We start from the raw sequence: 24,762 nt of genomic DNA, 5'->3' as shown, positions 1-24,762 counted from the left end.
GGCGGGTGCCGAATCCGATTCGCCACGGGGAGCGGTGCGAGCGAGAAGCTCGAGCAGACCGCGACGACGAACGCGCGATGCGTTCGCGACCCACCCTACCCGGTGCGCGCCCCGAGAAGACTGACCGTTGCTTCTCGGGGCGCGCGGGAGGCACTCAGACGGAGGCGGTCTCGGCCTTCACGAGCGGGTAGACGCCGTTCTCGTCGTGCACCTCGCGGCCGGTGATCGGCGGGTTGAACACGCACACGCAGCGGATCTCTTCGCGCACGCGCACGATGTGCTTGTCGTGGTCGTTGAGCAGGTACATCGTGCCCGGCTTCAGGGGATGCACTTCGCCCGTCGCGAGATCCTCGATCTCGCCTTCGCCGTGCGTGATGAACACCGCTTCGATGTGGTTCGCGTACCAGAAGCTGCTCTCGGTGCCGGCGTACAGGGTCGTCTCGTGGAGGGAGAATCCGACCCCCTCCTTCGCGAGCACGATGCGCTTGCTGCGCCAGTTCTCCGAACGGATGTCGGAGTCGCTGCCGTCGATCTCGTCCAGGGTGCGAACGATCATGTGTTCTCCTCTCGGGTCAGTGCGCGAGGGCGTCGGCCGTCGCGTCCTCGATGATCGCGATGCCGCGATTCAGCTCGTCGTCGGTGATGGTCAGGGGCGGCAGGAGCTTGAGCACCTCGTCCTCGGGGCCCGAGGTCTCGACGAGGAGGCCGCGCTCGAACGCCTTCGCCGAGACCCGTCCAGCGGTCTCTCCGTCGGCGAACTGCAGACCGCGGGCGAGGCCGCGGCCCTTGGCGACGAGATCGGCGGCCGGGTGGTCGGCCGCGATCGCGTTGAGTCGGCTCTCGATGTAGGCGCCCTTGTCGCGGGTCGAGGTCGCCAGGGTGTCGTCGCTCCAGAACTTCCGGATCGCCTCGGCCGCCGTGACGAACGACGGAGCCACACCGCGGAAGGTGCCGTTGTGTTCGCCGGGCTCCCACACATCGAGCTCGGGGCGCACCAGCGTGAGCGCCATGGGGAGGCCGATTCCCGAGATCGACTTCGACAGGCAGACGAAGTCGGGCACGATCCCGGCCTCTTCGAAGCTGAAGAAGTCTCCCGTCCGTCCGCATCCCATCTGCACATCGTCGAGGATGAGCAGGATGTCGTGCGCGCGGCACAGGCGCTCGAGGCCGCGGAGCCACTCGGCGCGCGCGGTGTTGACGCCGCCCTCGCCCTGCACGGTCTCGACGATGACGGCGGCCGGCTTGTTCAGTCCGCTGCCGGTGTCGGTGAGCAGCTTCTCGAAGTAGAAGAAGTCGGGGTAGTCGCGGTCGAAGTAGTCGTCGAACGGCATGGGCGTCGCGTGCACGAGCGGCACGCCGGCGCCGCCGCGCTTGAGTGAGTTGCCCGTGACGCTCAGCGCGCCGAGCGTCATGCCGTGGAATGCATTCGTGAAGTTGACGACCGACTCGCGCCCCGTGATCTTGCGGGCGAGCTTGAGCGCCGCCTCGACGGCGTTCGCGCCGCCCGGTCCCGGGAAGATGACGCGGTAGTCGAGATCGCGCGGCTCGAGGATCGTCGAGGAGAACGTGTCGAGGAAGTCGCGCCGCGCCTCCGTGAACATGTCGAGCGAGTGGATGATGTGGTCGCCCGAGATGTAGTCGAGGAGCGCCTTCTTGAGCGTCGGGTCGTTGTGTCCGTAATTGAGCGCTCCGGCGCCCGCGAAGAAGTCCAGATACGGTCGTTCGGCGGTGTCGTACAGGGTTGCTCCCCGGGCGCGGTCGAAGACGACCGGCCAGGATCGCGAGTAGCTGCGGACGTTCGATTCCTGGCTGGCGAAGGTGGCGATGGACGGGTCTTCGGTGACGGACATCGTGATTTCCTCCAGGGGATGCCCCGGCTGGGGCAATGACGCTCGACGCTCTCGCGTCTCGCGGCTGGGGCCGTCGGCCCCAGGCTCGGTCATGCCGCTGCGGCGACGAGCGGGCCGATCAGGTGCAGCGGTTCGGGATCGTGGTCGTCGGGGAAGTGGGTGGCGTCGAAGAGCGGATCGATCCGCTCGGTCGTCTGCCACCTCTCCGCGAAGGACCGGAAGAGCGCTCGGGACGCGACGTTGTCGTCCGTGATCGTCGTCTCGAGCCATGCGACCGTCGGATCTTCGGCGCGCAGCCCGGTGACGAGGTCGTCGAGCATGCGCCCCGAGAGGCCCCGGCCTCGTTGCTCGGCGTCGACGGCGACCTGCCAGATGAAGAGGCGGGACGGGTCGTCGGGCCGGCGGTAGCCGATCACGAATCCGACCACCTCGCCGTCCGTGACGGCCACCCGGCACGTCGTCGCGAAGTCGCGCGCGAACAGCGCGTACGCGTAGGAGGAATTGAGGTCGAGCGTGCCCGAGTCGCGCGCGACCCGCCACATCTCGCCCCCGTCTTCCATCCGGGGTGCGCGCACCGTCACCGGTGCGACCTCGGTCTGGTCGGAAGTCCGCTCGTTGTGCAATGACATCGACGCGGACGATACCGACCTGAGCGGTCAGCACAAGCCTTTCTCTCCCGCGCGGAACGTGCTAGATTCCGCGCCCGGCGTTACTCGCGCAGGGCGGATCCGAGCTCACGCAGCACCGTCTCGCGCGCGTCGCGTCCCCGGGATCCGCGATGGGCGATGAGTGCATCCGTGAGCGATTCGATGACGAGCATCAGGCCCGCTCGCGACGTGTGCACGAGCTCGTCGCGGAACGAGCCGTCGATCGTCGGGATGATGAGCGCGGTGTCCGCGGCCTCGGCGACCGCCGAGCGCGCGAAGGATGTGATCGCGAGGACGCGCGCGCCCGCCTCTCGGGCGGCACCCAGGGCCGCGAGGGATGCCCCATTGGCGCCGGATCCCGAGATCACGAGGCAGAGGTCGCCGGATGACATCTGCCGCGCGGCGATGCGCTGAGCGAGCGCATCGTGCAGATATTCGGCGGGTCGGCCCGCGGCCGTGAGCCGCAGCACGAGATCGAGACCGATCGGCGAACTGAGACCGTTGGCGACGACGAGAACGCGGCCCGCCTCGTCGAGCGAGGTGATGGCGGCGCGCAGAGATTCCTCTGTCAGGGCGGAGACGATGTGGCCGAGCCGCGCCGCGAACCGGTCGGTCGATGCGCGCAGGGTCCCGACGAGGGATCCGTCCCCCGCTTCATCGGACGGGGTCTCGCGCGCCAGCTCGCGCGCGGCGGCCACGCGCAGCTGCGGATAGCCGTCGAAGCCGAGGGTCTGCGCCGTGCGGATGACGGTCGCGCGACCGACGCCGACGGCCTCGGCGAACTCCTGCGCCGTCGATTCGACGGTCGCCGAGAGGTCGTGGACGATCGCCTCGGCCACGCGGCGTTCGCCCGCGTGCATGGAGGGCGCGAGCGCGTGGATCCGCGCCGTGGGCGGCGCGTCAGCGGATCCTGTCCAGGCCACGGGGCTTCGCTCCTTCCATGATGCGGCGGCGCAGCGCCCCCGAGATCGCGTCGATCAGCATCGTCGCGGCGATCACGACGATGAGCAGCATCCCGACGGTTCCCCACTCACGATAGTTCGTGTAGTTCGACAGCATGCTGCCGATGCCGCCGGCGCCGACGAGGCCGAGCACGGCCGAGGTGCGGATGTTGATCTCGAAGCGGTACAGCGCGAACGACATCAGAGAGGGTAGCGCGGCTGGCCACAGCGCCCAGCGCAGCACGGCGAGGCGGCCGCCTCCCGCGGCGCGCACGGCCTCCGTCGCGTCGGAGCGGAGCGATTCGATCGTCTCGTACACCCACTTGCCCTGCGTGCCGATGCCGGCGATGCCGAGGGCGAGCGCGCCCGTGAAGGGCGTGAGCCCCGTCACGGTGAGGAGGATCAGCGCGATGATGACTTCGGGAACGGCGCGGATGACGGCGAAAATCCCGCGCAGGCCCTGTCGGAGCCACGCAGGCCCGACGCCGTGCGCCGCGAGCATGCCGAGGGGGATCGAAGCCACGACGCAGAGGATCGCGCCGAGCCACGCCATCGAGATCGAGCGCCACGTCTCGAACAGCGCGCGGGGGAGCTTCTCCCACGTCGGGTCTGCGAACATCAGCACGCCGTACTCCCACGAGGCGCGGGGGAGGTCGAACAGCTTCGCCCAGTCGACGTCGAGCGTCGCGATCGCGGCGAGGATCAGCGCGCCCACGCCCAGAGCGGCGACGTTCTGCTTCGTCCGCGACGGCGGCGCGGGCAGGAGGAGATCGGTCTGCGTCGTCATGTCAGCCTCCGCCGCAGCAGGTTGGAACAGACCTCGATGAGGATCACGACGACGAGGATCTCGAGGATGATCACTGACACGTCGTCGTAGGCGTAGAAGCCGAAGCGCTCGTCCAGCAGGCGCCCGATGCCGCCGGCGCCGACGATGCCGAGGATCGCCGAGATGCGCACGTTCAGCTCGAGCGCGTAGAGCCACTGATTCGCGAACAGGGGCAGGCTCTGCGGGAGCGCGAGCGCGCGATTGAGTCGCCCCTGCGTCGCGCCGGCCGCGCGGCCCGCCTCGAGGTACGGGTGCTCGTCCGAGTCGATCGCCTCCGACACGAGCTTCACGATGATCCCGAGGTCGAAGAGGAACAGCGTGAGCAGGCCGGGAAGCGCCCCCACCCCGACGAGCGCGACGAGGATCGTCGCGTAGACGAGGTCGGGAACCGAGCGGATCACGTTGATCGCCGCGCGGACGAGACGGCGCGTGACGGCGTTCGGGTTCGTGGGCCGGGCGGCCCACAGCGTGAGCGGAACAGAGACGATCGCGGCGGCGGCGGCGCCGATCAGCGCCATCTGCAGCGTCTCGAGCATCGGACCGAGCGTGCGCGGGAGGAACGCGAGATCGGGCTGCAGCAGCTGCAGCATCTTGTCCGCTCCGTTGCGCCAATTGCGTGCGATGGCGGCGAGGTCGATCTCGACGCCGCCGATCGCGGGGAGGCAGGTCAGCGCCGTGAAGGCCGCGAAGCCAGCGACGACGAGCAGCGTCCGCGGCCACGTGCGCGGGCGCGCGGGGACGGCGAGATCCGTCATTCCGTCGTCCCCAGGCGGTCCTCGGGGCGGATCCGGCGTCCGTAGATCTGCTCGAAGTCGGCGTCGGTCGCGCTCGCGGCGGGTCCGTCATAGACGACCTCTCCGGCGCGCAGGCCGATCATGCGGGTCGTGTAGTCCCGGGCGAGGTCCATGAGGTGCAGATTGACGAGCACCGTGAGGCCGCGCTCGGCGTTGATGCGCTCGAGCTCGGCCATGACGGCGTGCGCCGTCGGCGGATCTAGGCTCGCGACGGGTTCATCGGCGAGCATGACGCGCGGCTCCTGCGAGAGCGCCCGCGCGATCGCGACGCGCTGCTTCTGTCCGCCCGAGAGGGATCCGGCGCGCGTCCAGACCTTCTCGAGCATGCCGACGGCGTCGAGGGCACGCAGGGCGATCTCGCGGTCCTCCGCGGTCGCGATGCCGAGGAGCGTCCGCAGGGCGCCGGCGCGGGCGAAGCGCCCGACGAGCGTGTTGCGGTACACATCGACGCGCTCGGCGAGGTTGAAGCCCTGGAAGATCATGCCGACGTGGGCGCGCAGCTCGCGCAGGCGGCGTCCGCCGAGACCGGAGACGGTGTGCGGACCGACCGCGACGGATCCGCCCGTGACGGGGACGAGACCGTTGATCGTGCGGATGAGCGTCGACTTGCCGGATCCGGACAGGCCGACGACGGACACCATCTCGCCGGCTTCGATCGTGAGGGACACGTCCTTCAGCGCGGCGGTGCCGTTCGGGTAGGTGACCGATGCGCCGTCGAGGCGGATCGGCCACGAGGCGGAGGCCGGGGAGTGCCCGGCCTCCGCCTGAGGTGCGGCGTTCGTCATCGTTTCGGTCAGCCCGCGAACTGCTCGAGGATCTCGCCGTAGCGGGTGATCTCGTCTTCCGCCGTGTCGGCGCTCCAGTCCGACAGTCCGACGAGGTCGAACATGACCGTCGCGGCTTCCTCAGACGAGTCGGCGTACTCGTCCATGAGGCTCGTGAGCTCGGCCACGAGGTCGTCCGGCAGCGTGTTCGACGCGGCGACGCCGCCGTTCGGGATCATGTCGGAGTAGGCGAACGCGACCGCCTTCTCGGCGATGTCGGGGACCTCCTCGGCCACGGTCGTCCGCGCGTCCCAGTACGCGAAGCCGATCTCGGCGTCGCCGTTCGCGACGGCGAGGACGGCGTTGTTGTTGCCCTCGACGGGGATCTGCTCGATGTCGGCGTCGGTGTCGAGGCCCAGCTCGCGCATCGCGACGACGGGGTACTGGTAGCCGGCGGGGCTCGTTGCGGCCTGCAGGGCGACCTTCGCGCCCTCGGCCTCGGCGAGTGCCTCGATTCCGGCGGGGCCCTGGCCGGTGGCCGACTCGCCGCCCGGCTCGATGCCGTTGCAGTACGACAGCTCGATACCGCTCGCCTCGTACGTCGCCAGGACGGGCTCGTCCTCGCAGTATGTGTCGGGGTCGTTCGTGTACGCGACGGACGCGTACGACGTCGCGCCGAAGCGCACATCGCGCAGGATGAGCTCGGCGTCGTACTGCTGGGTCGCCTGGTAGAGCGAACCGGCGTCGGTGATGACGACCTGCGCCTGGTCGGCGCCGAGGGCCTCGACCGTCGCGGCGTAGTTGTTGGCGACAACGCCCTCGACCTCGATGCCGAGGCCATCGGAGAGGTAGCCCGTGAGCGGGTCGAGGGCCTCCGCGAGGTCCTCACCCTCGACAGAGGGCACGAGCGAGATCGTGATCGATTCGGGCCATTCGCCGTCGGCGGAGGCGGTGTCCTCGCCGCCGGCGCTGCAGCCGGCGAGTCCGAGGGCGAGCGTCGCGGCGGCGCCGGACGCGAGCAGGGTCTTCGTACGCATGTGGATCACCTTTCGGGGACGGGTGCTGCTGGGGTGGGTCAGTTGGTCGGGGAGGAGGGGACGCGGTCGCGGATCGCGGATCCGTCGTGCTGGCGCGCCCACGCGAGGATCGTGGGGGCGAGGTCGGCGAGCGTCGAGCCGCGCATGGTGACGTCGGCGGGCGACGTCGCGGCCGTCGCGCCGACGAGCGCCGTGGCGGCGCCGAGCGCCGAGGCCGGGGCGAGATCGTTCTCGACGATGTCGCCGATCGACAGCACGGGGCCGTGGGCGAGAGCCTCGCGCACGATCGGCGTGAGGCCGTCGGGCTTGCCGACGCTGTCGCGGATCTCGTCGAATCCGTCGCGCAGCTCCCATGCCGCGAGGACCTCGTCGAGGCCCGCGCGGGGGGCGTTCGTGGCGAGCACGACGCGCGCGTCGTCCGGCAGTTCCCGGAGCAGATCGGCGAGGCCGGGCGCGGGTTCGGCGCCCGAGGAAGCCAGGGATCCGCGGCTCGCGAGGTAGGCGCGCTGTCGCGCCCCGGGATCCACCCCCGCCTCCGTGGCGAGGCTGCCGACGACGTCGTAGCCGTCGCGGAATGTCGAGTCGCGACCACCGTCGAAGGCCGTCAGCGTCGCCTCGACACGGGCGAGGTAGTCGCCGCCTGCGTGCGGGGCGATCTCGCGAGCGTAGGCGAGCACGGGCCCATTGCCGACGGCGACCGTGCCGTCGAAGTCGAAGATGATCGTCGAAGCCACGTGTTCTCCTCGCTGTTGTGGACGATGCGTCCACCGTAGAAGGATTACGTGAACGGATGGGTCACGGTTGGGTGAACATTCGGTGTCGCGGGGCGCGCTCGATCGCCGGAGCATCGCCGGAGGTGCGGATCCCTCCACGGAGAGAATCCGAAGGGCGGGCGATTCTCCGGAGCCTCGGACGCTGGCGCGAGGCTGCAACGCGGGACGGACGCCGGGCGCCGCGACGTGAGGACGGGCACCAACGCCGGAGAATCGCCGGAAGTGCGGATCGGGAGAGGGCGGCGGATCCGACTTTTGGGCGAATATCCGGCGTTCCGGCGCGCTCAGGCGCCGAGGAGGGTGGGGCTTCCGTAGCGCTCAGGCCCCGAAGGGAGGGAGCGCCGCGTTCCAGCGGAGGCGCGGCGGTTCGGCCGCGGCATCGCGCGCGAAGGTGGCCGCATCGGCCACGGGGAAGACCGTGACGAGGCGGAACCCGCGGCCCGTGTCGATCCCGGAGATCAGGGCGGCGGATCCATCGGGGGCCGGGCGCGTGACGACGGCGCGGGTCGTCGCGTCGCCGACGCGCTGCTCGATGACGCCCGCAGCATCGGCGGGCGGCGACAGGAGGGGCGGCAGTGCGGCATCGGTCACGCGCTGCAGGGGCGTCTCCTCGGCGCTGTCGCCGAGGCGGAACGCGGTCTCGGGGAGGCCGAGTGTACGAGCGAGGATCCCGTCGTTCCAGCGGGCGGACTTCAGCCCGTAGGGAGTCACGACGGTCGAGAAGAGGTATCCGTAGACGTGAACGACGCCTGCGTTGCCGAGGGGGAAGTCGGCGACGATCCCGGCCGCGACGTGCAGCTGGTCGAACAGGTCCCGCTCGATGACGGGAGCGCCGACGTTCTCATCGACGACGGTCGACCAGCCCCACTCGTCGAGCCGCCCCGCGAGCGCGTCGGCATCGACGCGCCGCAGGGCGGCTTCGAGGGAAGGGTCGCTCACCGGTAGTTCTGGAACAGATCCCCGAGAATCGGGGCCTGCTGTGGGTCGTAGCGGTTTTCGGTCTGATCAGGCATTAATCGTCGATCCGTGATGGTGTGCGCGAGTGGAGAGTTGAAGATCCTGCGGACTCTGTGCGGACTCTCTGGGCCCAGCCTAGGCGAGGATGGGGCGTTGACCGGATCCTGATTCCGGCCATCGAGACAAGCGCGCGACGAAAGCGACCCCCTGCCGAAGCAGGAGGGCGCCGCAGCGACAGCACAGTGCCTCACACAGGCGCATGCCCCGTCAGTTTGATGACGATCTCGTCGAGATCAGCGACCGCAATTCGGATCACGTACGTGCCGGGCTCGGGAACGACCGCATCACGGAACGATACCGGCGCGGCAAGGTAGCTGCTGGATTCAGCCTCCGACCCAGCCCAGGCGAACTCTCCGTCGATCGCAGCGACCGTCTCGCCACTCGGTGCAACGAGTGTGAATCTCGCCTCGATAGCACCATTTGACGCGAGTTCCTCCGGCGTGATCTCGATCATCAACGCAACGTCGATTCCAAGCCGTGCCGGATACTCCTCGCGAACGAACTGAGTCACGCCCGCGGAAAGAACGTTCATCATCCCTTCGCGTACGTTTGCGGCGTCCGCTGCCACGGCCATGGCGATGCGCATCTATCTACCTACTTCCCGCTTCACAGCGAACGTCGCCTCCAACTGAGTCGAGGTCTGCGCCACACGCTGAAGTGGAGCTGACTCGGGGGTCATCGGCGGCACACCCTGCGGTGTTGCGATGATCTTGACCCCAAACCGCCCGTCATGCTCGACGGGAGCCGCCCAAACGTCGTGCTGCTCTCGCTCAGATGCACGACGACCTCGCCGCCTGCGCCGCGCGCGCAACGGCGGCACGGCATTGTCTGCTGGGTTGACCTGGAGTTCAACGACGTACCCCATCGCCCGCAAATAGCGAGCCAATGTCGACAGGCGCACATTCCCGTCGCCGTGGAGCACTTGTGAGACACGCCCCTCGCTGACGCCTAGTTCGTGGGCGAGATCCTTCTGCGTTCTGCCACTCAATTCGAAAGCACGACTGAGACTCTGCGCGGCGTGCACCATGACACGCGCCGCTGCCATCTCACGTCTGCCCTCGGCAGTTCGCTCTTCGAGCTCGCCCAGGGTTGCCCTGTCCTCAATTGCAGATGTCATGTTCCAGGTCCTCCTCCCGCACAGTCGCACACGACGCCAGATCGGCTTCCGTTGTCTTCTGGGACGTCTTCGGGAATGCGTGTCCGAGACGTATGAACTCATCGAACTCGGGGAGCTCGTATATGTACCGCTGGTCCCATGTGCTCACGCGCTCTCCGTGCTTCGGGTCGTAGCCACCGATACCGTCCGTGTCGTAGAAGCTGATCCGCACGCCCGACGCCTTGAACTCCCAGATACCGTCCCGCAATCGGTTGTAGCTGTCACGGCCAAGCTCGCCGTGGTTCGCGAAGTACTCGATGTTCGCGATGAGCCTCCGGCGCAACGTCGGCTGATACTCGTCGGGCAACGACTCTGCCTCGGGGTCATCCCACATGCCTTCACTCAGATCGTCGAGGAGGTCGGACGCGGGAGATGTCGTCCCGTCGGCCCGCACCGCGCACGTCACCTCGCAATACTCTCCGTCCGCGATGACTCTACGCGCAACTTTAGGCAAAAGTAAATCCCCACGTCGGCACCTACAACAGGTTGCTAGCGATCCTAGAGGCTCCCCACAGCGGGACGGTAGTACGAAAAGTCGCCCCTCCCGCGGAGCCCGCCACCGCGTAGGTGTCAGCGGGCCAGCGCGGGGCGTCGACCAGGCGCTCAGATCGCCTTGAGCATCGAGCGGATGTTGTCGCGTCGCTTCCGCGCATCGGCGCGCGTCGACGGGGCCGGGGTGTGCGAGGCCATCTCGATGACCTCGTCCACCTGCTCGTCGGTCATCCGTCTGTTGCGTTGGGAGATCTTGACGTGCGGCCACTTGCCGGAGTAGACGTTGGTGCGAACGATCTCGTACGGGACCTGCAGGACCTCCGCGACCTGGCGCAGGGTGAGAAGGGGCGGTCGTGATTCGGTCGTCATGTGGTCTCTCTACCGCAAGACCGGTGGCGCTCCAAGAGGGCTGAGCGGAGAGAGCAGGGTGCTCTACGAAGGTAAAGCGCCCGCCGCTACCCCTGCGGGCGGCCGTAAGTGTGCTGCTCGATGAATGCTTCGAGGTCCGACTCCCGGATCCGCTGGTTGTGCCTCTCGTTGCCGAGCTCGACGACGGGGATCTCGCCGAGTTGATGCGTCGGTAGACCCAGTCGCGGCCGACGCCCAGAAGCTTCGCCACCTCGGCGACCTTCAACAATCGGTCGATCATGACGCGAGCATATGCCTTCGTCCCGCGCGCACGTGCGCCGTCTTCGAATGTTCGACCCCGTGCCATGTCGATCACCTCGTTTGGGCCTCTTGCCCGTGGGATGAGGTGCCGACGCGGGGGTCGGTGTCTGGGACGCTGTGGGGATGGAAGCTTCGATGCTGTGGTTGACGCTCGTCCTAGCCCTTGCCGCTGTCGCATCTGCCGTGTTCGCGTTCGTGCAGGCTCGTGCTGCGGTGAGTGGCCGCGACGATGCCCTAGCTGCGCAGCGGTCGGCGGAGTCTGCTCGCGACGAGGCGTTGGAGCTATCGAAGCGAGCCACCGTTGCAGCTGAAAAGCACGCGGAGGCTCTCAAGCGTGCAGCCCCTGGGGAGTGGAGCACTTTGCGTAGAACGGGGGGCCATCGTCTCGCGCTCACGAACACGACCGGCCGCGAGGCGACCATTGAAACCATTGAGGTCGCCAATGGTGCCCTTGCGAAAGTGAATACCACCCGCCGCCCCTTGCCCGCGCAAGTGGATCACGGCGATGTTTACGAGTTCAGCCTCGAAGCGCCGGGGACGTCCAGAACGCCAGAGGTCAAGGTGACATGGTGCGTACACGGCGAATCGGATACCCGCACATTCAGAAGGACGCCGCTGGCCTACTAACGACCGAGCGGCCGGACTTCTCCTGCACGCAGAAGCCCCGTTGCCTCTTGCGAGGGCCGGGGCTTCTGTCTGGGCGGTCTGGCTACCGTCGCTGTGCCCTCGGGCATGGCGACGAGCACGTCCACCGCTGAACGCGCGGACACGGCGCGCGTGTCAACGTGGCGTGCGAGAGCATCGCACCTGTCCGATCAACCACGAACGCCACCTCCCGGCTTGCTGCCGAGCGAGTACGCCCGCAACGCGAACACGACGTCGTTCATCGAATCGCGCGGCGTCGGGCCCGCCTGCATCGTCATATTCCCGATCGGAGGAGTGGCAGAGGGGACCTCCGTGGGGCCGACGTCCGCTGGGACCACTGCGCCTGTTGCGTACGGTGTTGTTCCGGCTGGGATGTACGTGCCACCAAACCGCGACGCAACCTCTGCGACGAATGCTTCAGACCTCGCCCGCTTGTGCGGAGCGAGCGGGATGTACGCCTCCCCGCCGGTCTCGGGCTCAGCCCACACTCGATATGCGCCAGCGCGCCATCGATGACGTGCTGGCATCGCTCGCGGTCTTCCTGTTCGTCGGCGTGGTTACCGAACTGCGGGAGGATGTCGGTCTCGATCCGGTCGAGTGCTGCGGCGAGGAAGCGCACGTTGGCGATGTCGGGGTGTGTCCGAGGAGGCCGAGAATCGCGTGCCACCACTTACCCGCGTCCATGTTGCTGTCGAACGCCTCGAGGGCGCAGGGGCGCTCTCGGCCGCGTGGGGACGGAGGGATTCGGCGAACTTGTGGCCGGCGCGCTGGACGCGGTCGCGCTCGTGCCGGTGCATGGTGAGGATCCTACGGGTGGGGCAGGACGGGAAAGGGCGCGCGCCCCGTGCGAGTGGCACGGGGGCACGCTGTGGCGGCACTGAGGGTGTCTTTGTGGCAGGGGAGGGTGCGCGCTCGGCCACTCGCAACCGTCGATCACACTCGACACGTACTCGCACCTCTGGCCGTCCGCTGAGGACCGCACGCGCGCCGCGACGGCGGACTTCGCGCGCGAGATCCTCGATTCTGCGGACTCTGCGCGGACTGGAACCTGAAAACCCCAGGTCAGGGGCGTTCGCTACCGGTAGTTCTGGAACTGCAGTGCGACGTCGAGGTCGTCTTCCTTGCCCTTGAGGAGGGCGATGACCGACTGCAGATCGTCGCGGCTCTTCGAGCTGACGCGGACCTCGTCGCCCTGGATCTGGCTCTTGACGCCCTTGGGGCCCTCGTCGCGGATGATCTTCCCGATCTTCTTCGCAACGTCCTGCGCGATGCCCTCCTTGAGGGAGGTGACGATCTTCGTCTGCTTGCCGCTTTCGAACGGCTCGCCGCTGTCGAGGCTCTTGAGCGAGATCCCCCGCTTGATCATCTTCGACTGCAGGACGTCGAGCGCGGCGGTCGCGCGGTCTTCCGTGTTCGCCGTGATGAGGATCTGCTCCCCGGACCACGCGACGTCGGTCTCGGTGCCGCGGAAGTCGTACCGCTGGCTGATCTCCTTGCGCGCCTGGTTGAGGGCGTTGTCCGCCTCCTGGCGGTCGATCTCACTGACGATGTCGAAGCTGCTGTCGGCCATGACACCAGCCTACGACGGGCCGCCCTAGACTGACGGGATCATGCAGGAGCTCACGGCAGATGTCATCCGTGCGTCGTTCGTCAACGCCGACGAGCGTGATCTCGAGATCCTCGATCTTCCACCGGATCTGATGCTCGCAGACTGGTTTCATCTCGACTTCCTCGCCTGGCGGGATCCCGCGACCCGCAGCCGTTGCTACGCCGTCGTCGAGCTGGACGGCGAGCCGACCGGGGTGGTGCTGCGCGTCGCCGCCTCGTCGTCGCGGGCCCGCAACGGCATCTGCAACATCTGCCGGACGATGCAGCCCGGCAATCAGGTCACGATGATGAGTGCCCGCAAGGGAGGCGAAGCGGGGCGGCGCGAGGAGAGCATCGGCACGTATATGTGCGCCGACGCGTCGTGCCATCAGAACGTGCGGATCGCGCATCCGCTCGCTCCTGGCGAGTTCCGGGCGGACGTCGACTTCCGCATCGACAGCACGGCCCGCCGCATGCGCGACTTCGTGCGCCGCGTCCGCGACGCGGACTGAGGCGACCGGGCTCATCGCCGGTAGCCTGGAGGCGTGACTGACTCGCCGCGCATGAACGTCGAATCCTTCAACCTCGACCACCGGGCGGTGGCCGCGCCGTATCTTCGGCTCGCCGACCGCAAGCAGCTGCCGGCGGGCGACGTCATCGTCAAGTACGACGTGCGCTTCGCGCAGCCCAACGTCGAGCACCTTGAGATGCCCGTCATCCACTCGCTCGAGCACCTTTTCGCCGAGAAGAGTCGTGAGCACTCCGATCGCGTCATTGACTTCTCGCCGATGGGCTGTCAGACGGGCTTCTACCTGATCCTGCAGGGCGAGCACACGACCTCGCAGGTCGCCGAGCTCGTCGGCGCGACGCTCGCAGACATCGCGGAGGCGACCGAGGTGCCCGCCGCCAACGAGGTGCAGTGCGGCTGGGGCGCGAACCACACGCTCGAGGGCGCGCAGCGGGCCGCGCGCGACTTCCTGGCGCGGCGCGGCGAGTGGCTCACGGTGTTCGCGGCCGGATCCGCGGAGGCATGAGCGTGACGGCGATCGTCATCCAGGTCGCGATGGACGAAGAGGCCCAGCCCTTCCTCGACGCCGCTCGCGATGTCAGCGAGCCGGTCGAGGTGGGCCGCGCCGTGCATCGCGGCGTCGTGCTCGGCGACGCGACCGTCGTGCTCGTCACGAGCGGGATCGGCATGGTCAATGCCGCCGACGCCGCGACCGGCGCGATTCACCGCTACGGCCCCGAGGGGGTCGTCCTCATCAGCGCCGGATCCGCCGGCGGCCTGGGGGCGGACGTCGCGGTGGGCGACATCGTCGTCGGCACGGAGGTCGTCAACGTCACGGCCGATGCGCGCGCGTTCGGCTACGCGCTCGGACAGGTCCCGGGCATGCCCGCGACTTATCCGGCGGATCCGCAGCTCGCAGCCGCGCTCGCGGATTCCGGCGATGCGCGCCGTGGCGCGATGGGATCCGGCGACGCGTTCGTGACGAGCGAGCTGGCTCACCGACTGCGGAGCGACTTCCCCGACGCCCTGACCGTCGACATGGAGACGGCAGCGATCGCGCAGATCGCCTTCAACCATTCCGCCCGCTTCGCGGCCTGCCGCGCGGTGAGCGATCTGTGCGCGCCGGACGCCGACGAGTTCGAGACCCACATCGACGACGCTGCATCGCGCTCGGCCGCCGCCGTGATCGACGCGATCGCGCGGCTCGCCGCGTGACGACCCCGCCGCCCGTTCAGCGGGCTCACCGCGTGCGTCTCGACATCGCGTACGACGGATCCGGGTTCAGCGGCTGGGCGCGCCAGCCTGGACTGCGCACGGTGCAGGGCACGATCGAAGACGCGCTCGCGCGGATCCTCCGCAGCGACGCGCGGCTCGTCGTCGCGGGCCGCACCGACGCCGGCGTGCACGCGACCGGGCAGGTTGCGCACATCGATCTCGACGAGGAGCAGTGGGCCCGCGCGACCGAGCCCCGGCGAAAGGGGCGGGAGACGCCGGCGGATCCCGTCGCCGCGCTCGCGCGCCGCGTGCAGGGCGTGCTGCGGCCGTACGCCGACGTCGCCGTCACGCGCGCCTCGACGGCTCCCGAGGGATTCGACGCCCGCTTCTCCGCCACCTGGCGGCGATACGCATACCGCGTCGCCGATCTGAAGACCGGATACGATCCGCTGCGCCGGCACGACACGACGCATGTGCGCGCCCGGCTCGACGGCGAGGCGATGGATGCGGCCGCCCGCTCCCTCACCGGCCTGCACGATTTCGCGGCGTACTGCAAGCCGCGGCCCGAGGCGACGACCATCCGCACCCTGCTGGAGTTCGACTGGAGCAGGGACGACCGTGGCGTGCTCGTCGCGAACGTGAAGGCTGACGCCTTCTGCCATTCGATGGTGCGGGCGCTCGTGGGCGCGTGCGTCGCCGTGGGCGAGGGGCGGCTCGCCGTCGCCGATGCCGCCCGGCTGCGCGACGAGCTGACGCGGACGAGCGCCTTCGCGGTGCGGGAGGCGCGCGGACTCACCCTCACCGAGGTCGGCTACCCCGCCGACGACCAGCTCGCTGCGCGCGCCGAGCAGACGCGCGCGCGTCGCGATCCGAACGAGGTCATGGGGAGTTCATAGCCCGTCGCTACCGTGCGGTCACGCGTCGGGGATACCGTGAGAGAACTATGCGAGTCCTGTCGTACAACCTCCGTAAACACGCCGCCGCGGCGGAGCTCAGCGCGCGCGTGGAGCGATGGGAGCCCGATGTCGTCTGCCTGCAGGAGGCCGATGTCGAGAGCCTGCCCGCCCGCATCGACGGGCTCCGGCTCGCGGCGGCCACCGACCGCAACCGGCTCGGGCTCGCCCTGTACTTCCGCGAGAACGGGTATCGCTTCGTCGAGTCGGTGTCGATGGGCTTGAAGCGATCGCTGCACGACATCGTGCTGAAGCCCGCGCACGAGCGGCTTCTCGGCGTGCAGCTGTTCGACATCGACGCCGGGCGCGAGATCACGGTGGCCTCGTTCCACGCCGCGCCGCTCACGGCGCTCAACTCGCTGCGGCGCACGCAGATCCGCGCGGCCCTGCAGGCGCTCGAGCGGCTGGGCCCCGGCACCCCGACGCTCATGGTCGGCGACTACAACTACCCGATCTTCAAGGAGCGCCTCGGCGACCGGATCCGCGAACACGGCTACGACATGACGCTGAGCGATTCGCGCACCTACACGCGCTACCGCTTCTTCAAGGGTCACTACGACTTCGTCACGAGCCGGGGACTGTCGATCGGTGACATCTCGACGCTGCCGCAGGGATCCAGCGACCACCTGCCGATTCTCGTCGAGGCCGAGTACCGCCGGAACGGGCGGTGACGCGGGACGCTCAGCTCGGTCGGAGCGCGCCGGGAACGGCGTCGGAATGCCGCGGCTCGAGCGGAAGGATCGCGTTGACGACCCAGCCGTTGATCGTGGATCCGGCGTGCATGCGGCCGCCGAGCTGCTCGACGCGCTCGCGCGAGCGGGCGATGCCGCGTCCGCCCGATGACGGTCGCCGCGCCCCGGCGCTCTGATCGACGTTGAGGATCGCGAGCTCGACTTCGCCGTCGCGGCGCGTGAGCTCGATCTGTGCGGAGATGGAGCGTGGGGCGTGCTTGATGATGTTCGTGGCGGCCTCGATGGCGACCTGCGTCAGCGCGCGATTGACGGGCTCGGCGAGCGGATCCTCAGAGTCGGGCGCCGATGAACCGGCGCGGATCCCCGTGTTGCCGAGCAGTGTCGTGAGCGACGAGATCACGCGCTCGATGCGTTCGCCGTAGCGCGGCTCGAGGTCGGTGAACGGCTCGTGCGCACCGCGGATGACCTCCAGCAGTGAGCGGATGCTGGTGAGGGCGCGCTCGGACGAGTTCTGGATCGTCGTGAGCGAGATCTCGCGGTCGGCGTCTTCTGTGTGGAGCGGGAGCCCCTGGGAATGGAACCGGATGAGGGTGAGGTCGTGCGCGATGCCGTCGTGCAGCTCGTCGGCGATCCGCTCCCGCTCGTCGTGCGCCATGCGCGTCAGGTCTTCGACCGCATGGAGCCGCTCGCGCTCGAGCGCACGTTCGCGCGTCGTCGCGACCCGGAAGGCGAAGCCGACGAGGAAGGCGATGAGCGTGGCGCCGGCCATGCCGATCGGGCCCGCGTCTGTCAGGTTCGTGTCGGCGATGGACGCGTACGCCGTGAGGAGCGCGATCGCGACGGCGTAAGCGGCCATGACCCATACGGCACACGTCGCCGTGACCAGAGTGTAGGTCAGGGCAGCGGCGAGGAGCAGAGCGATGTTGTCGTAGGCGACGACGCTGATCGCCGCGAGGACGAGGACGACGATCGAGGCGACGTGGGGCCGCCAGGCGAAGAGTCCGATGCTCGCGTAGATGAGCAGCCCGACGATCCCCAAGGGCGACAGCTCGCCGTCGACGAATGCGAATCCCACGTTGACGAAGACCAACGATGCCGCGGCGATGAGGATCAGGATCTGTGAGAGGCGATGGAAGTGCCGCGGCCCCCACAGCTCCCGGCTGCGCAGGAGAGTGCTCATCCTTGCGTCCAAGGACGCATGAATGAGCGTGGTCTGAGCGTCGAGAGACTCGGACGATTCAGTCACAGATACCGAAGACCTCGCAGAGCCATGTCGGGTCGTCGACGTTGTCTGGTACCCCGAGGTGATGAAGGTCGTCCGATTCGTACACGGGAGCTCCTTCAGAGAAATCATGATCGTGACTGTTGACCGACTCGCATCATTCCACGTTCGGGCGCGGATCCCGCGCGAAACCCTAAACCCAGGGCTAGGGTTTCGTCCTCTGACAGCACGATAACGTCCATGTATGGATCCGGTGCGGGTGCTCATCGTCGACGACGAATCGCTCATGCGGCACGGGATCCGCACGTTCCTTGGGGTCGACGATCGCATCGACGTCGTCGGCGAAGCAGCGGGCGGCGCCGACGTGCTCGAGGCCTGTCGTGAACTGATGCCAGATGTCGTGCTGATGGATATCCGTATGCCGCGGGTCGGCGGCGTCGAGGCGACACGGCGGATCGTCGAGGCGGGCCTGCCCTGCCGTGTGCTGGCTCTCACGACCTTCACGACGGAGTGGCGTGTCGTTGAACTCCTGCGCGCCGGCGCCCATGGCTATCTCGTGAAGGACTCGACACCCGAGGCGCTCGCAGATGCGGTCATCGCCACCCACGCGGGTGATCGCGTGCTCGCGCCGGCGGTGCAGACATCGCTGGTGAAGAAGATGCTCGCGACGGCGCCGCACGCGGCGGCTACTGCCATACGGGCGGACGGGCTGAGCGAACGAGAGTTGCGGGTCGTAGAACTGATCGCGGACGGGCTGTCGAACGCGCAGATCGCGCGCGAGCTCTCTTACTCGGAGGCCACGGTGAAAGCTGACATCAACCGGATCAATTGCAAGTGGGGAGTGGAGAACAGGCTGCAGGTCGTGCTGCACGCGGCGGAAGCATCGCTGGTGAGTCTGTAACCGGACGTCGGCAATGCCCCTGTGGTGACGTTGCCGACCGGCCTCGACGAGCTGACCTCGTGTTCAGAGGGTGTATGCCTCTGCCGGTGCGAGCGATCACGGCCCGGAGGGGGAACAGGCGGTGCCGGAAGCCTTTCGGCTCCCAGCGGCGTGCCTGCTCGGTGGGGTGGGCGAGGAGGCCGAGTCAGGCGATCAGCTCGCTGGCGATTCCGACGATGAGACACGGGACGCGGTACTGGCTGAACGTCTTCAACGGGAGGTTCCTCAGGCCGGTGTCTTTCGCGTCCCGGATACGGCCCTCGGCTCGCGCCCGGCGGACGATGACGCGCATCCAGTCGGGCCAACCAGTGAGGTCGAGCAACCCGGTGAGCTCGCCCGCGCCCGCGCCCGCGCCCTGGCGTGGCTCGCCGTCAGCGCCATGGTCGATCGATGCGATCAGCGGATGGAACCCGAAGCCGCGTTTGAACGTCGGTCGGGCGTCCTCTTTCTCGAAGTGCGCGGTGATCAGTGTCGCGTCCAGGTCGACGAGCAGAGGTCCCGCGCGGACCGGCTCGCGCCGGGGCGTGTTCGCCAGCGAGCGACCACGCGGCCTCTCGCGCCGTTCGCCTGGCGGCCCGAACGGCTTCCTCGCCGCGGGACACGTCTGCTGCCAGCGCGGCGATGGTGCGGGAGATCGTCGGATCCGACGCGACCTGCCCGTGGACGGCAGGCTCCGCGCTGAGCGCGTCGATGTCGCTGAGCGCGTCGCCGCCGAAGGTGAGGCTGATCGCCGCGTCGCAGATCACCTTTGCCGGGTCATGCCGCGCTTATATGCAGGCGTGGGTACGCGAGCGGTGTCCACCGTGAAAGTGTTCCTTCGTCGGGAGTGAACAGTTCCGTAGGGGAGCACTATTCTCCCCGATCAGGAGAACTTTTCTGTTGCGGCAGACCGCGATCGGTCAGATCAACCGTGAAAGCCCGAGGTTCTCGCAGGGCGACTCTGGTATCTCGCGAATCGTCGCCTGAAGGGCAATCAACGAGAAGACCGTGCGCGTGTGGAGGGTGACGGGGCATGACGGGCGGAGCGCGCTGTGGGGCTCTGGCAGTATGAGGTTCGCGAGACGCTGATCGCCCTAGACTCGCACAGCTAACTCCGTCAGCAGCGCGTCGAGCTTGTCGGCCGTGTCCTCCCAGCCCGTCACCGCGACGCAGGCGACGCCCATGTCGAGCACGGGGCGGTCGTTGCCGCCCTCGTCGAGGCGGTCGCCGTAGAACAGCATGTCGTCGAGCGAGATCCCGCTCTGCTCCGCAAGCTGGTGCATGCCGTACGCCTTGTCGATGCCCTTGCGGGTGATGTCGACCGAGGTGGATCCGCCCGAGCGCACCTCGAGATCGGGGAGACGCGCCGCGACGGCGTCGCGGAGCTCCGACTTCTTCTCGCTCGTCGGATCCCACGCCTTCTTGGCGTCGACGGGAGCCGACTGGCCGAGCGCCGAGAACGTGATCTGCGAGCCGCGATCCTCGAGGATCGGGCCCCAGGTCTCGGTTTCCCAATATCCGAGGCGCTTCGCCTCCTCCTCGATCGCCGCGAGCGCGCGCGACTTCTCGTCGTCGGTGAGGTCACGCGAGTAGAGGAGCGAGAAATCGGATCCATCGTGGCGGTAGTACGCCGTGCCGCACGTCGGGAGGAGGTGGATGTGCGCGAGCGCGTCGGTCGCGTCGGGCAGGCGGTCGACGAGCTGCGCGCGGAACTGGCCGATCTGGCCTCCCGAGATGACGGCGACCTCGACGCGGCGGGCGAGGTCGACGAGCTGCTGCGCGACGCGCGGATCCACGGGCGACTTCGAGGGGGCGAGCGTGTCGTCGAGGTCGAACGCCACGACGAGCGGCTGGGCGGAGGTCATGCCTCTATTCTGTCCCATTCGCGCTGGGGATCCTGATCGGGTAGTATTGCTCGCTGGTGCGTGCACGTGTGCGCACCACGAACGTGAGCCCTCCACCGGCTGCGTTGTCTCGGCGTCTCCGAGGCAACCGCCCCGGAGCGGGATTCACGAACACCTCCGTTCGACAAGAAAGCAGCACAATCGTGACGCGCACTTACACCCCGAAGGCCGGTGACGCTCAGCGCGAGTGGCTCGTGATCGACGCCACCGACGTCGTTCTCGGCCGCCTCGCCTCGCACGCCGCAGCGCTCCTGCGCGGCAAGCACAAGGCGACCTTCGCTCCCCACGTCGACATGGGCGACTATGTCGTCATCATCAACGCAGACAAGGTCGCCCTCACCGGCAACAAGGCGCAGAACAAGCGCGCCTACCGTCACTCGGGCTTCCCGGGCGGCCTCAAGTCGGTCAACTACGAGGAGCTCCTCGCGACGAAGCCCGAGCGGGCCGTCGAGAAGGCCGTCCGCGGCATGCTCCCGAAGAACACGCTGGGCCGTCAGCAGCTGGCGAAGCTCAAGGTGTACGCCGGTGCCGAGCACCCGCACGCCGCTCAGCAGCCCAAGACGTACACCCTCGACCAGGTCGCCCAGTAAGCGCCGCGGCTAAAAGGACCAAATCGTGACTGAAGACGTTCAGAACTACTCCACCGAGACCCCGGCCGAGGCCGAGGTCGAGGCTCCGCGCCCCGTCGTCAGCGTCCCCGGCGCCGCTGTGGGTCGTCGCAAGCAGGCCATCGCCCGTGCGCGCCTGAACCCCGGCTCGGGCGCCTTCACGGTGAACGGCCGCCCGCTGGAGGAGTACTTCCCCAACAAGCTCCACCAGCAGCTCATCACCGACCCGTTCACGCTCCTCGGCCTCACGGACTCGTACGACGTGACGGCGCGCATCAACGGCGGCGGCCCCTCGGGCCAGGCCGGTGCGCTCCGCCTCGCGATCGCGCGCGCCCTCAACGAGATCGACCGCGAGAACAACCGTCCCGCCCTCAAGAAGGCCGGATTCCTCACGCGCGACGCTCGCGTCATCGAGCGCAAGAAGGCCGGTCTCAAGAAGGCCCGCAAGGCTTCGCAGTTCTCGAAGCGCTAAATGGCGCTCTTCGGCACGGACGGCGTGCGAGGGCTCGCCAACGGCGCCCTCACCGCCGACCTTGCCCTCTCCCTGGCCCAGGCGACAGCTGTCGTCCTGGGCCAGGGGCGTTCCGCTGAGGCGCGCCGCGCCGAGGGACGACGGGCAAAGGCGGTCATCGCTCGCGACCCACGCATCTCGGGAGAGTTCCTCGGGGCGGCGGTCGCGGCGGGGCTCGCATCGAGCGGCATCGACGTCTACGACGCGGGAGTGATCCCTACGCCCGCCCTCGCGTTCCTTGTGAGCGACTTCGACGCCGATTTCGGCGTCATGATCTCGGCGTCGCACAACCCGGCGCCCGATAACGGGATCAAGATCTTCGCGCACGGCGGCATCAAGCTTCCGGATGTCGTCGAGGAGCGCATCGAGCGCTATCTCGAGCGTCCGAAGCTGCTGCCCACGGGCGGCGACGTCGGCCGCATCGCGCGCTTCGCCGACGCGGAGGATCGCTACCTTCTTCACTTGCTCGGCACGCTTCCCGTACGCCTGGACGGCCTCCGGGTCGTGATCGACTGCGCGAACGGCGCCGCCTCCGGCGTCTCCCCGCAGCTGTTCGCCGACGCGGGAGCAGATGTCACGGTCATCGGCGCGGATCCCGACGGCCTCAATATCAACGACGGCGTCGGATCCACGCACCTCGAGAAGCTCTCGGAGACGGTCGTCGCGCTCGGCGCGGACGTCGGCATCGCCCACGATGGCGACGCAGACCGATGCCTCGCCGTCGATGCGGAGGGCCGCGTCCTCGACGGCGATCAGATCATGGCCATCCTCGCCGCCTCTCTGCACGAGAGGGGCGAGCTCGTCGACGACACGCTCGTCGCGACCGTCATGAGCAACCTCGGTCTCACGCTCGCCATGGAGGAGCGCGGGATCCGCGTGGTGCAGACGGCGGTCGGCGACCGTTACGTTCTCGAGGCGATGAACCGCGACGGATACTCACTCGGCGGCGAGCAGTCCGGTCACGTCATCATGAAGCAGCATTCGACCACGGGTGATGGGCTCCTCACCGGCCTGCAGATCGTCGGCGAGATGGCGCGCACGGGACGGAGTCTCGCGGAGCTCGCGTCGATCATGACCGTGCTGCCGCAGACCATGATCAACGTCTCGGGTGTCGACAAGACCCGTGTGGCCGACGACGAGGGCGTGCAGAACGCTGTCGCCGAGGTCGAGGCCGAGCTCGGCGACACGGGGCGTGTGCTGCTGCGCCCGTCGGGCACGGAGGCGCTTGTGCGCGTGATGGTCGAGGCCGCCGACGAACACACGGCGCAGACGGCCGCCGAGCGGCTCGCGCAGATCGTCCGCGACCGCCTCGCGCTCTAAGCCTTCATCCCTCGCGGGGTCAGCCGGTCCAGGTCCGCACCACGATGAACGCGGTGCAGGCGATGCCGACGAGGAGAGCCGCGCCCGTGACGAGAAGGATCGGAACGCCCGTCGTGCCCGAAGCGCCGTGGGCGTGCAGCGCCCGCTGGGCCCGCTGGTATCCCGCCGCCGCCGCGAAGTAGGCGGTCGCCGCGAGACCCGCGCCGAGCACGCCGATGACGACCGACAGCACGCCGAGCGCGTCGACCGTGAAGCGCGCGCCGACGAGGCTCGCGAGAGCGAACGCCAGACACGTGCGACGCCACGCGAGGAGCGTTCGCTCGGGCTGGAGGCCGGGATCGAAGACCTCGTGCGTCGTCATGGCACGAACATGCCGATCACGATGAGCACAACCGCGACGATCACGCCGACCACGACGAGGCCGCCGACGGCGAGACCCGGAAGGGGTTCATTGCGCCGAAGCGAGGTCTCGGTGCGTGTCCACCCGATCCAGGCCTGCACGGATCCGACTGTGCCCAGCACGAGGAAGACAGCGGCTGCCGCGAGGCGCCATCCGGCGGAGGCGGGCAGCTCGAGTGCCTCGAGCGCGAAGGCGGCGGCGTACATGGCGAGCGACGTGCGCAGCCAGGCGAGGAACGTGCGCTCGTTCGCGAGGCTGAAGCGCGGATCCGGCTCCCCGCCTTCGCGGTAGACGCGGCGGGGGAATCTCTTGTCGGTCACGCGTGCCCGCCGTTCTCGCGCGCGACGGTGCGGAAGCCCGCATTGCCCATCGACGAATCGGGCGTGTTCTGCGAGCGCGCCGAATTGCGGTATCGGTTGCAGTACGAGTCGTGGCAGAGGTAGCTGCCACCGCGGAGCACGCGCGCGTTCCCTCGCTCGGGGCCGCGCGGATCCGAATCGGGCGAGCGGCGGTATGTGTTCGGGTCGAACCAGTCCTCGCACCACTCCCACACATTGCCGACGGTCTGCCACAGGCCGTAGCCATTGGGCGAGAACGTCCGTACGGGCGCGGTCGTGAGGAAGCCGTCCGCGACCGTGTTCTCGGTGGGGAAGACACCCTGGAAGATGTTCGCGCGCCAGCCGTCGGCGTCGACCTCCTCGTCACCCCAGGGGTACTTCGCGCCGTCGAGCCCCCCGCGTGAAGCGCACTCCCACTCGGCCTCGGTCGGCAGGCGCCGACCGGCCCACGTGCAGTAGGCCTGCGCATCGTTCCAGCTCACGTGCACGACGGGGTGGTCGTCCATCCCCTCGATCGAGGAGTTCCGCCCGTTCGGATGCCGCCAATCGGCGCCCTTCGTCCCGTACCACCAGGGGGTTCCCGGGGGAACGCCGAGGATGTCCTCCTCGTCGGCCTCGAGAGCGAGGTGGAACACCGCCGAGAAGCCGAACGACTCGGCCTCCGTGACGTATCCGGTCGCCTCGACGAACTTCGCGAAGTCGGCATTCGTCACGCTCGTCGCGTCGATCGAGAACGCCTCGAGCGAGACCTCGTGCAGCGGGACCTCGCCATCCGCGGGATTACGGTCGCCCGACGAGTCGCCCATCGTGAAGCGGGTTGCGGGGACCACGGCCTGCTCGATCGCGTGGGCGGCGCTCCCGTCGCCCGCGGCGTGGGTGGGCGAAACGGCCGGCCGGGTCGTGAGCGGAACCATCTTCTCGCGGGCAGGGCTGCACCCGCATCCGCATCCCGTTGCGTCCGTGGGGGAGGTCAT

At 68.6% G+C, this 24,762-nt stretch carries 30 protein-coding genes and 1 pseudogene; 10 read left to right on the top strand and 21 right to left on the bottom strand.

The window, feature by feature from the left end; all coding sequences use genetic code 11:
* Positions 1-154 precede the first annotated feature (154 nt).
* From C0012_RS13165 to C0012_RS13105, 14 genes are all read right to left on the bottom strand, one after another.
* Positions 155-556 carry an ectoine synthase gene (locus tag C0012_RS13165; protein ID WP_111467064.1) on the bottom strand — a complete coding sequence of 134 codons (402 nt, stop codon included), beginning with the start codon at positions 554-556 and terminating at the stop codon, positions 155-157.
* Positions 557-572: 16 nt separating this feature from the next.
* Complete coding sequence (gene ectB, locus C0012_RS13160) at positions 573-1,850, bottom strand: diaminobutyrate--2-oxoglutarate transaminase (protein WP_111467063.1); 1,278 nt, start codon at positions 1,848-1,850, stop codon at positions 573-575.
* An 89-nt stretch (positions 1,851-1,939) separates the two neighbouring features.
* A complete protein-coding gene (ectA, locus tag C0012_RS13155) occupies positions 1,940-2,479 on the bottom strand; it encodes a diaminobutyrate acetyltransferase (protein WP_111467062.1) in 540 nt (179 codons plus the stop codon).
* Between the two features lie 80 nt (positions 2,480-2,559).
* Positions 2,560-3,420 carry a MurR/RpiR family transcriptional regulator gene (locus tag C0012_RS13150; protein WP_111467061.1) on the bottom strand — a complete coding sequence of 287 codons (861 nt, stop codon included), beginning with the start codon at positions 3,418-3,420 and terminating at the stop codon, positions 2,560-2,562.
* Positions 3,398-4,225, bottom strand: a complete 828-nt coding sequence (gene phnE / locus C0012_RS13145) for a phosphonate ABC transporter, permease protein PhnE (RefSeq protein ID WP_111467060.1) — start codon at positions 4,223-4,225, stop codon at positions 3,398-3,400. The genes C0012_RS13150 and phnE (C0012_RS13145) overlap by 23 nt, the downstream gene beginning before the upstream one ends.
* Entirely contained in the window at positions 4,222-5,019 is a 798-nt protein-coding gene (phnE, locus tag C0012_RS13140; protein ID WP_111467059.1) for a phosphonate ABC transporter, permease protein PhnE, read from the bottom strand. Before phnE (C0012_RS13140) ends, phnE (C0012_RS13145) begins: the two co-directional genes overlap by 4 nt.
* Positions 5,016-5,843, bottom strand: a complete 828-nt coding sequence (gene phnC, locus C0012_RS13135) for a phosphonate ABC transporter ATP-binding protein (protein WP_111467058.1) — start codon at positions 5,841-5,843, stop codon at positions 5,016-5,018. Before phnC ends, phnE (C0012_RS13140) begins: the two co-directional genes overlap by 4 nt.
* Before the next feature lie 8 nt (positions 5,844-5,851).
* Complete coding sequence (locus tag C0012_RS13130; RefSeq protein ID WP_111467057.1) at positions 5,852-6,859, bottom strand: PhnD/SsuA/transferrin family substrate-binding protein; 1,008 nt, start codon at positions 6,857-6,859, stop codon at positions 5,852-5,854.
* A gap of 38 nt (positions 6,860-6,897) precedes the next feature.
* Positions 6,898-7,593: an HAD family hydrolase gene (locus C0012_RS13125; protein WP_111467056.1), complete on the bottom strand. Its 696-nt coding sequence runs from the start codon at positions 7,591-7,593 to the stop codon at positions 6,898-6,900.
* 357 nt (positions 7,594-7,950) lie between these two features.
* Positions 7,951-8,571 carry an amino acid deaminase gene (locus C0012_RS13120; protein ID WP_111467055.1) on the bottom strand — a complete coding sequence of 207 codons (621 nt, stop codon included), beginning with the start codon at positions 8,569-8,571 and terminating at the stop codon, positions 7,951-7,953.
* Between the two features lie 265 nt (positions 8,572-8,836).
* Positions 8,837-9,235, bottom strand: coding sequence for a DUF6941 family protein (locus C0012_RS13115; RefSeq protein WP_111467054.1), 399 nt, complete (start codon positions 9,233-9,235; stop codon positions 8,837-8,839).
* Positions 9,236-9,766 carry a helix-turn-helix domain-containing protein gene (locus C0012_RS13110; protein WP_162622949.1) on the bottom strand — a complete coding sequence of 177 codons (531 nt, stop codon included), beginning with the start codon at positions 9,764-9,766 and terminating at the stop codon, positions 9,236-9,238.
* Positions 9,750-10,211 (bottom strand): hypothetical protein, encoded by a 462-nt coding sequence (locus tag C0012_RS15500; RefSeq protein WP_162622948.1) that lies wholly within the window; start codon positions 10,209-10,211, stop codon positions 9,750-9,752. Before C0012_RS15500 ends, C0012_RS13110 begins: the two co-directional genes overlap by 17 nt.
* 197 nt (positions 10,212-10,408) lie before the next feature.
* Positions 10,409-10,666, bottom strand: a complete 258-nt coding sequence (locus C0012_RS13105) for a hypothetical protein (protein ID WP_111467052.1) — start codon at positions 10,664-10,666, stop codon at positions 10,409-10,411.
* Between the two features lie 423 nt (positions 10,667-11,089).
* On the opposite strand from C0012_RS13105, the gene C0012_RS13100 reads away from it, so the two are divergent.
* Entirely contained in the window at positions 11,090-11,593 is a 504-nt protein-coding gene (locus C0012_RS13100; protein ID WP_162622947.1) for a hypothetical protein, read from the top strand.
* A 1,093-nt stretch (positions 11,594-12,686) separates the two neighbouring features.
* On the opposite strand, the gene C0012_RS13090 is transcribed toward C0012_RS13100, so the two are convergent.
* Positions 12,687-13,181 (bottom strand): YajQ family cyclic di-GMP-binding protein, encoded by a 495-nt coding sequence (locus C0012_RS13090; RefSeq protein ID WP_111467050.1) that lies wholly within the window; start codon positions 13,179-13,181, stop codon positions 12,687-12,689.
* 40 nt (positions 13,182-13,221) lie between these two features.
* Here C0012_RS13090 and C0012_RS13085 point away from each other — a divergent pair, with 40 nt between their 5' ends.
* Genes C0012_RS13085 through C0012_RS13065 form a run of 5 tightly spaced genes read left to right on the top strand, consistent with a single transcriptional unit; the run spans position 13,222 to position 16,545 of the window.
* On the top strand, positions 13,222-13,710 hold the full coding sequence (locus C0012_RS13085; protein WP_111467049.1) for an FBP domain-containing protein: 489 nt from the start codon (positions 13,222-13,224) through the stop codon (positions 13,708-13,710).
* A gap of 51 nt (positions 13,711-13,761) precedes the next feature.
* A complete protein-coding gene (locus tag C0012_RS13080; RefSeq protein WP_111467048.1) occupies positions 13,762-14,232 on the top strand; it encodes an S-ribosylhomocysteine lyase in 471 nt (156 codons plus the stop codon).
* Positions 14,229-14,921 carry a 5'-methylthioadenosine/S-adenosylhomocysteine nucleosidase gene (gene mtnN, locus C0012_RS13075; RefSeq protein WP_111467047.1) on the top strand — a complete coding sequence of 231 codons (693 nt, stop codon included), beginning with the start codon at positions 14,229-14,231 and terminating at the stop codon, positions 14,919-14,921. Before C0012_RS13080 ends, mtnN begins: the two co-directional genes overlap by 4 nt.
* On the top strand, positions 14,918-15,817 hold the full coding sequence (gene truA / locus C0012_RS13070; RefSeq protein ID WP_111467046.1) for a tRNA pseudouridine(38-40) synthase TruA: 900 nt from the start codon (positions 14,918-14,920) through the stop codon (positions 15,815-15,817). Before mtnN ends, truA begins: the two co-directional genes overlap by 4 nt.
* Before the next feature lie 47 nt (positions 15,818-15,864).
* A complete protein-coding gene (locus C0012_RS13065; RefSeq protein WP_111467045.1) occupies positions 15,865-16,545 on the top strand; it encodes an endonuclease/exonuclease/phosphatase family protein in 681 nt (226 codons plus the stop codon).
* Positions 16,546-16,555: 10 nt separating this feature from the next.
* Here the strand turns inward: C0012_RS13065 and C0012_RS13060 are convergent, their stop codons facing one another.
* Positions 16,556-17,746 (bottom strand): sensor histidine kinase, encoded by a 1,191-nt coding sequence (locus C0012_RS13060; RefSeq protein ID WP_162622946.1) that lies wholly within the window; start codon positions 17,744-17,746, stop codon positions 16,556-16,558.
* 301 nt (positions 17,747-18,047) lie between these two features.
* Between C0012_RS13060 and C0012_RS13055 the strand changes: the two genes are divergently transcribed.
* A complete protein-coding gene (locus tag C0012_RS13055; protein ID WP_232527929.1) occupies positions 18,048-18,689 on the top strand; it encodes a response regulator in 642 nt (213 codons plus the stop codon).
* Between the two features lie 400 nt (positions 18,690-19,089).
* On the opposite strand, the pseudogene C0012_RS15750 reads toward C0012_RS13055, so the two are convergent.
* Both C0012_RS15750 and C0012_RS13045 read right to left on the bottom strand, forming a co-directional pair.
* Positions 19,090-19,495 (bottom strand): annotated as a pseudogene (locus C0012_RS15750) (transposase); the annotation flags it as partial.
* A 306-nt stretch (positions 19,496-19,801) separates the two neighbouring features.
* A complete protein-coding gene (locus C0012_RS13045; protein WP_111467042.1) occupies positions 19,802-20,572 on the bottom strand; it encodes an HAD-IIB family hydrolase in 771 nt (256 codons plus the stop codon).
* A gap of 182 nt (positions 20,573-20,754) precedes the next feature.
* Between C0012_RS13045 and rplM the strand changes: the two genes are divergently transcribed.
* The 3 genes from rplM to glmM are packed head-to-tail and all read left to right on the top strand — an operon-like array spanning position 20,755 to position 23,050.
* A complete protein-coding gene (rplM, locus tag C0012_RS13040) occupies positions 20,755-21,201 on the top strand; it encodes a 50S ribosomal protein L13 (RefSeq protein WP_111467041.1) in 447 nt (148 codons plus the stop codon).
* 22 nt (positions 21,202-21,223) lie between these two features.
* Entirely contained in the window at positions 21,224-21,691 is a 468-nt protein-coding gene (rpsI, locus tag C0012_RS13035) for a 30S ribosomal protein S9 (RefSeq protein ID WP_111467040.1), read from the top strand.
* The gene (glmM, locus tag C0012_RS13030) at positions 21,692-23,050 is read left to right on the top strand and encodes a phosphoglucosamine mutase (protein WP_111467039.1); all 1,359 of its coding nucleotides are present in this window, start codon (positions 21,692-21,694) and stop codon (positions 23,048-23,050) included.
* 19 nt (positions 23,051-23,069) lie between these two features.
* Here the strand turns inward: glmM and C0012_RS13025 are convergent, their stop codons facing one another.
* The 3 genes from C0012_RS13025 to C0012_RS13015 are packed head-to-tail and all read right to left on the bottom strand — an operon-like array spanning position 23,070 to position 24,762.
* Positions 23,070-23,411 (bottom strand): DUF202 domain-containing protein, encoded by a 342-nt coding sequence (locus C0012_RS13025; protein ID WP_111467038.1) that lies wholly within the window; start codon positions 23,409-23,411, stop codon positions 23,070-23,072.
* Positions 23,408-23,770 (bottom strand): YidH family protein, encoded by a 363-nt coding sequence (locus tag C0012_RS13020; protein ID WP_111467037.1) that lies wholly within the window; start codon positions 23,768-23,770, stop codon positions 23,408-23,410. Before C0012_RS13020 ends, C0012_RS13025 begins: the two co-directional genes overlap by 4 nt.
* A complete protein-coding gene (locus C0012_RS13015; RefSeq protein WP_111467036.1) occupies positions 23,767-24,762 on the bottom strand; it encodes a formylglycine-generating enzyme family protein in 996 nt (331 codons plus the stop codon). Before C0012_RS13015 ends, C0012_RS13020 begins: the two co-directional genes overlap by 4 nt.

The organism is Microbacterium suaedae, assembly GCF_003254645.1.
GTDB classification, from domain to species: Bacteria; Actinomycetota; Actinomycetes; order Actinomycetales; family Microbacteriaceae; genus Microbacterium; species Microbacterium suaedae.
Note: the sequence above shows the minus strand (reverse complement) of the source record. Positions and strands in the feature narration are given on the sequence as shown.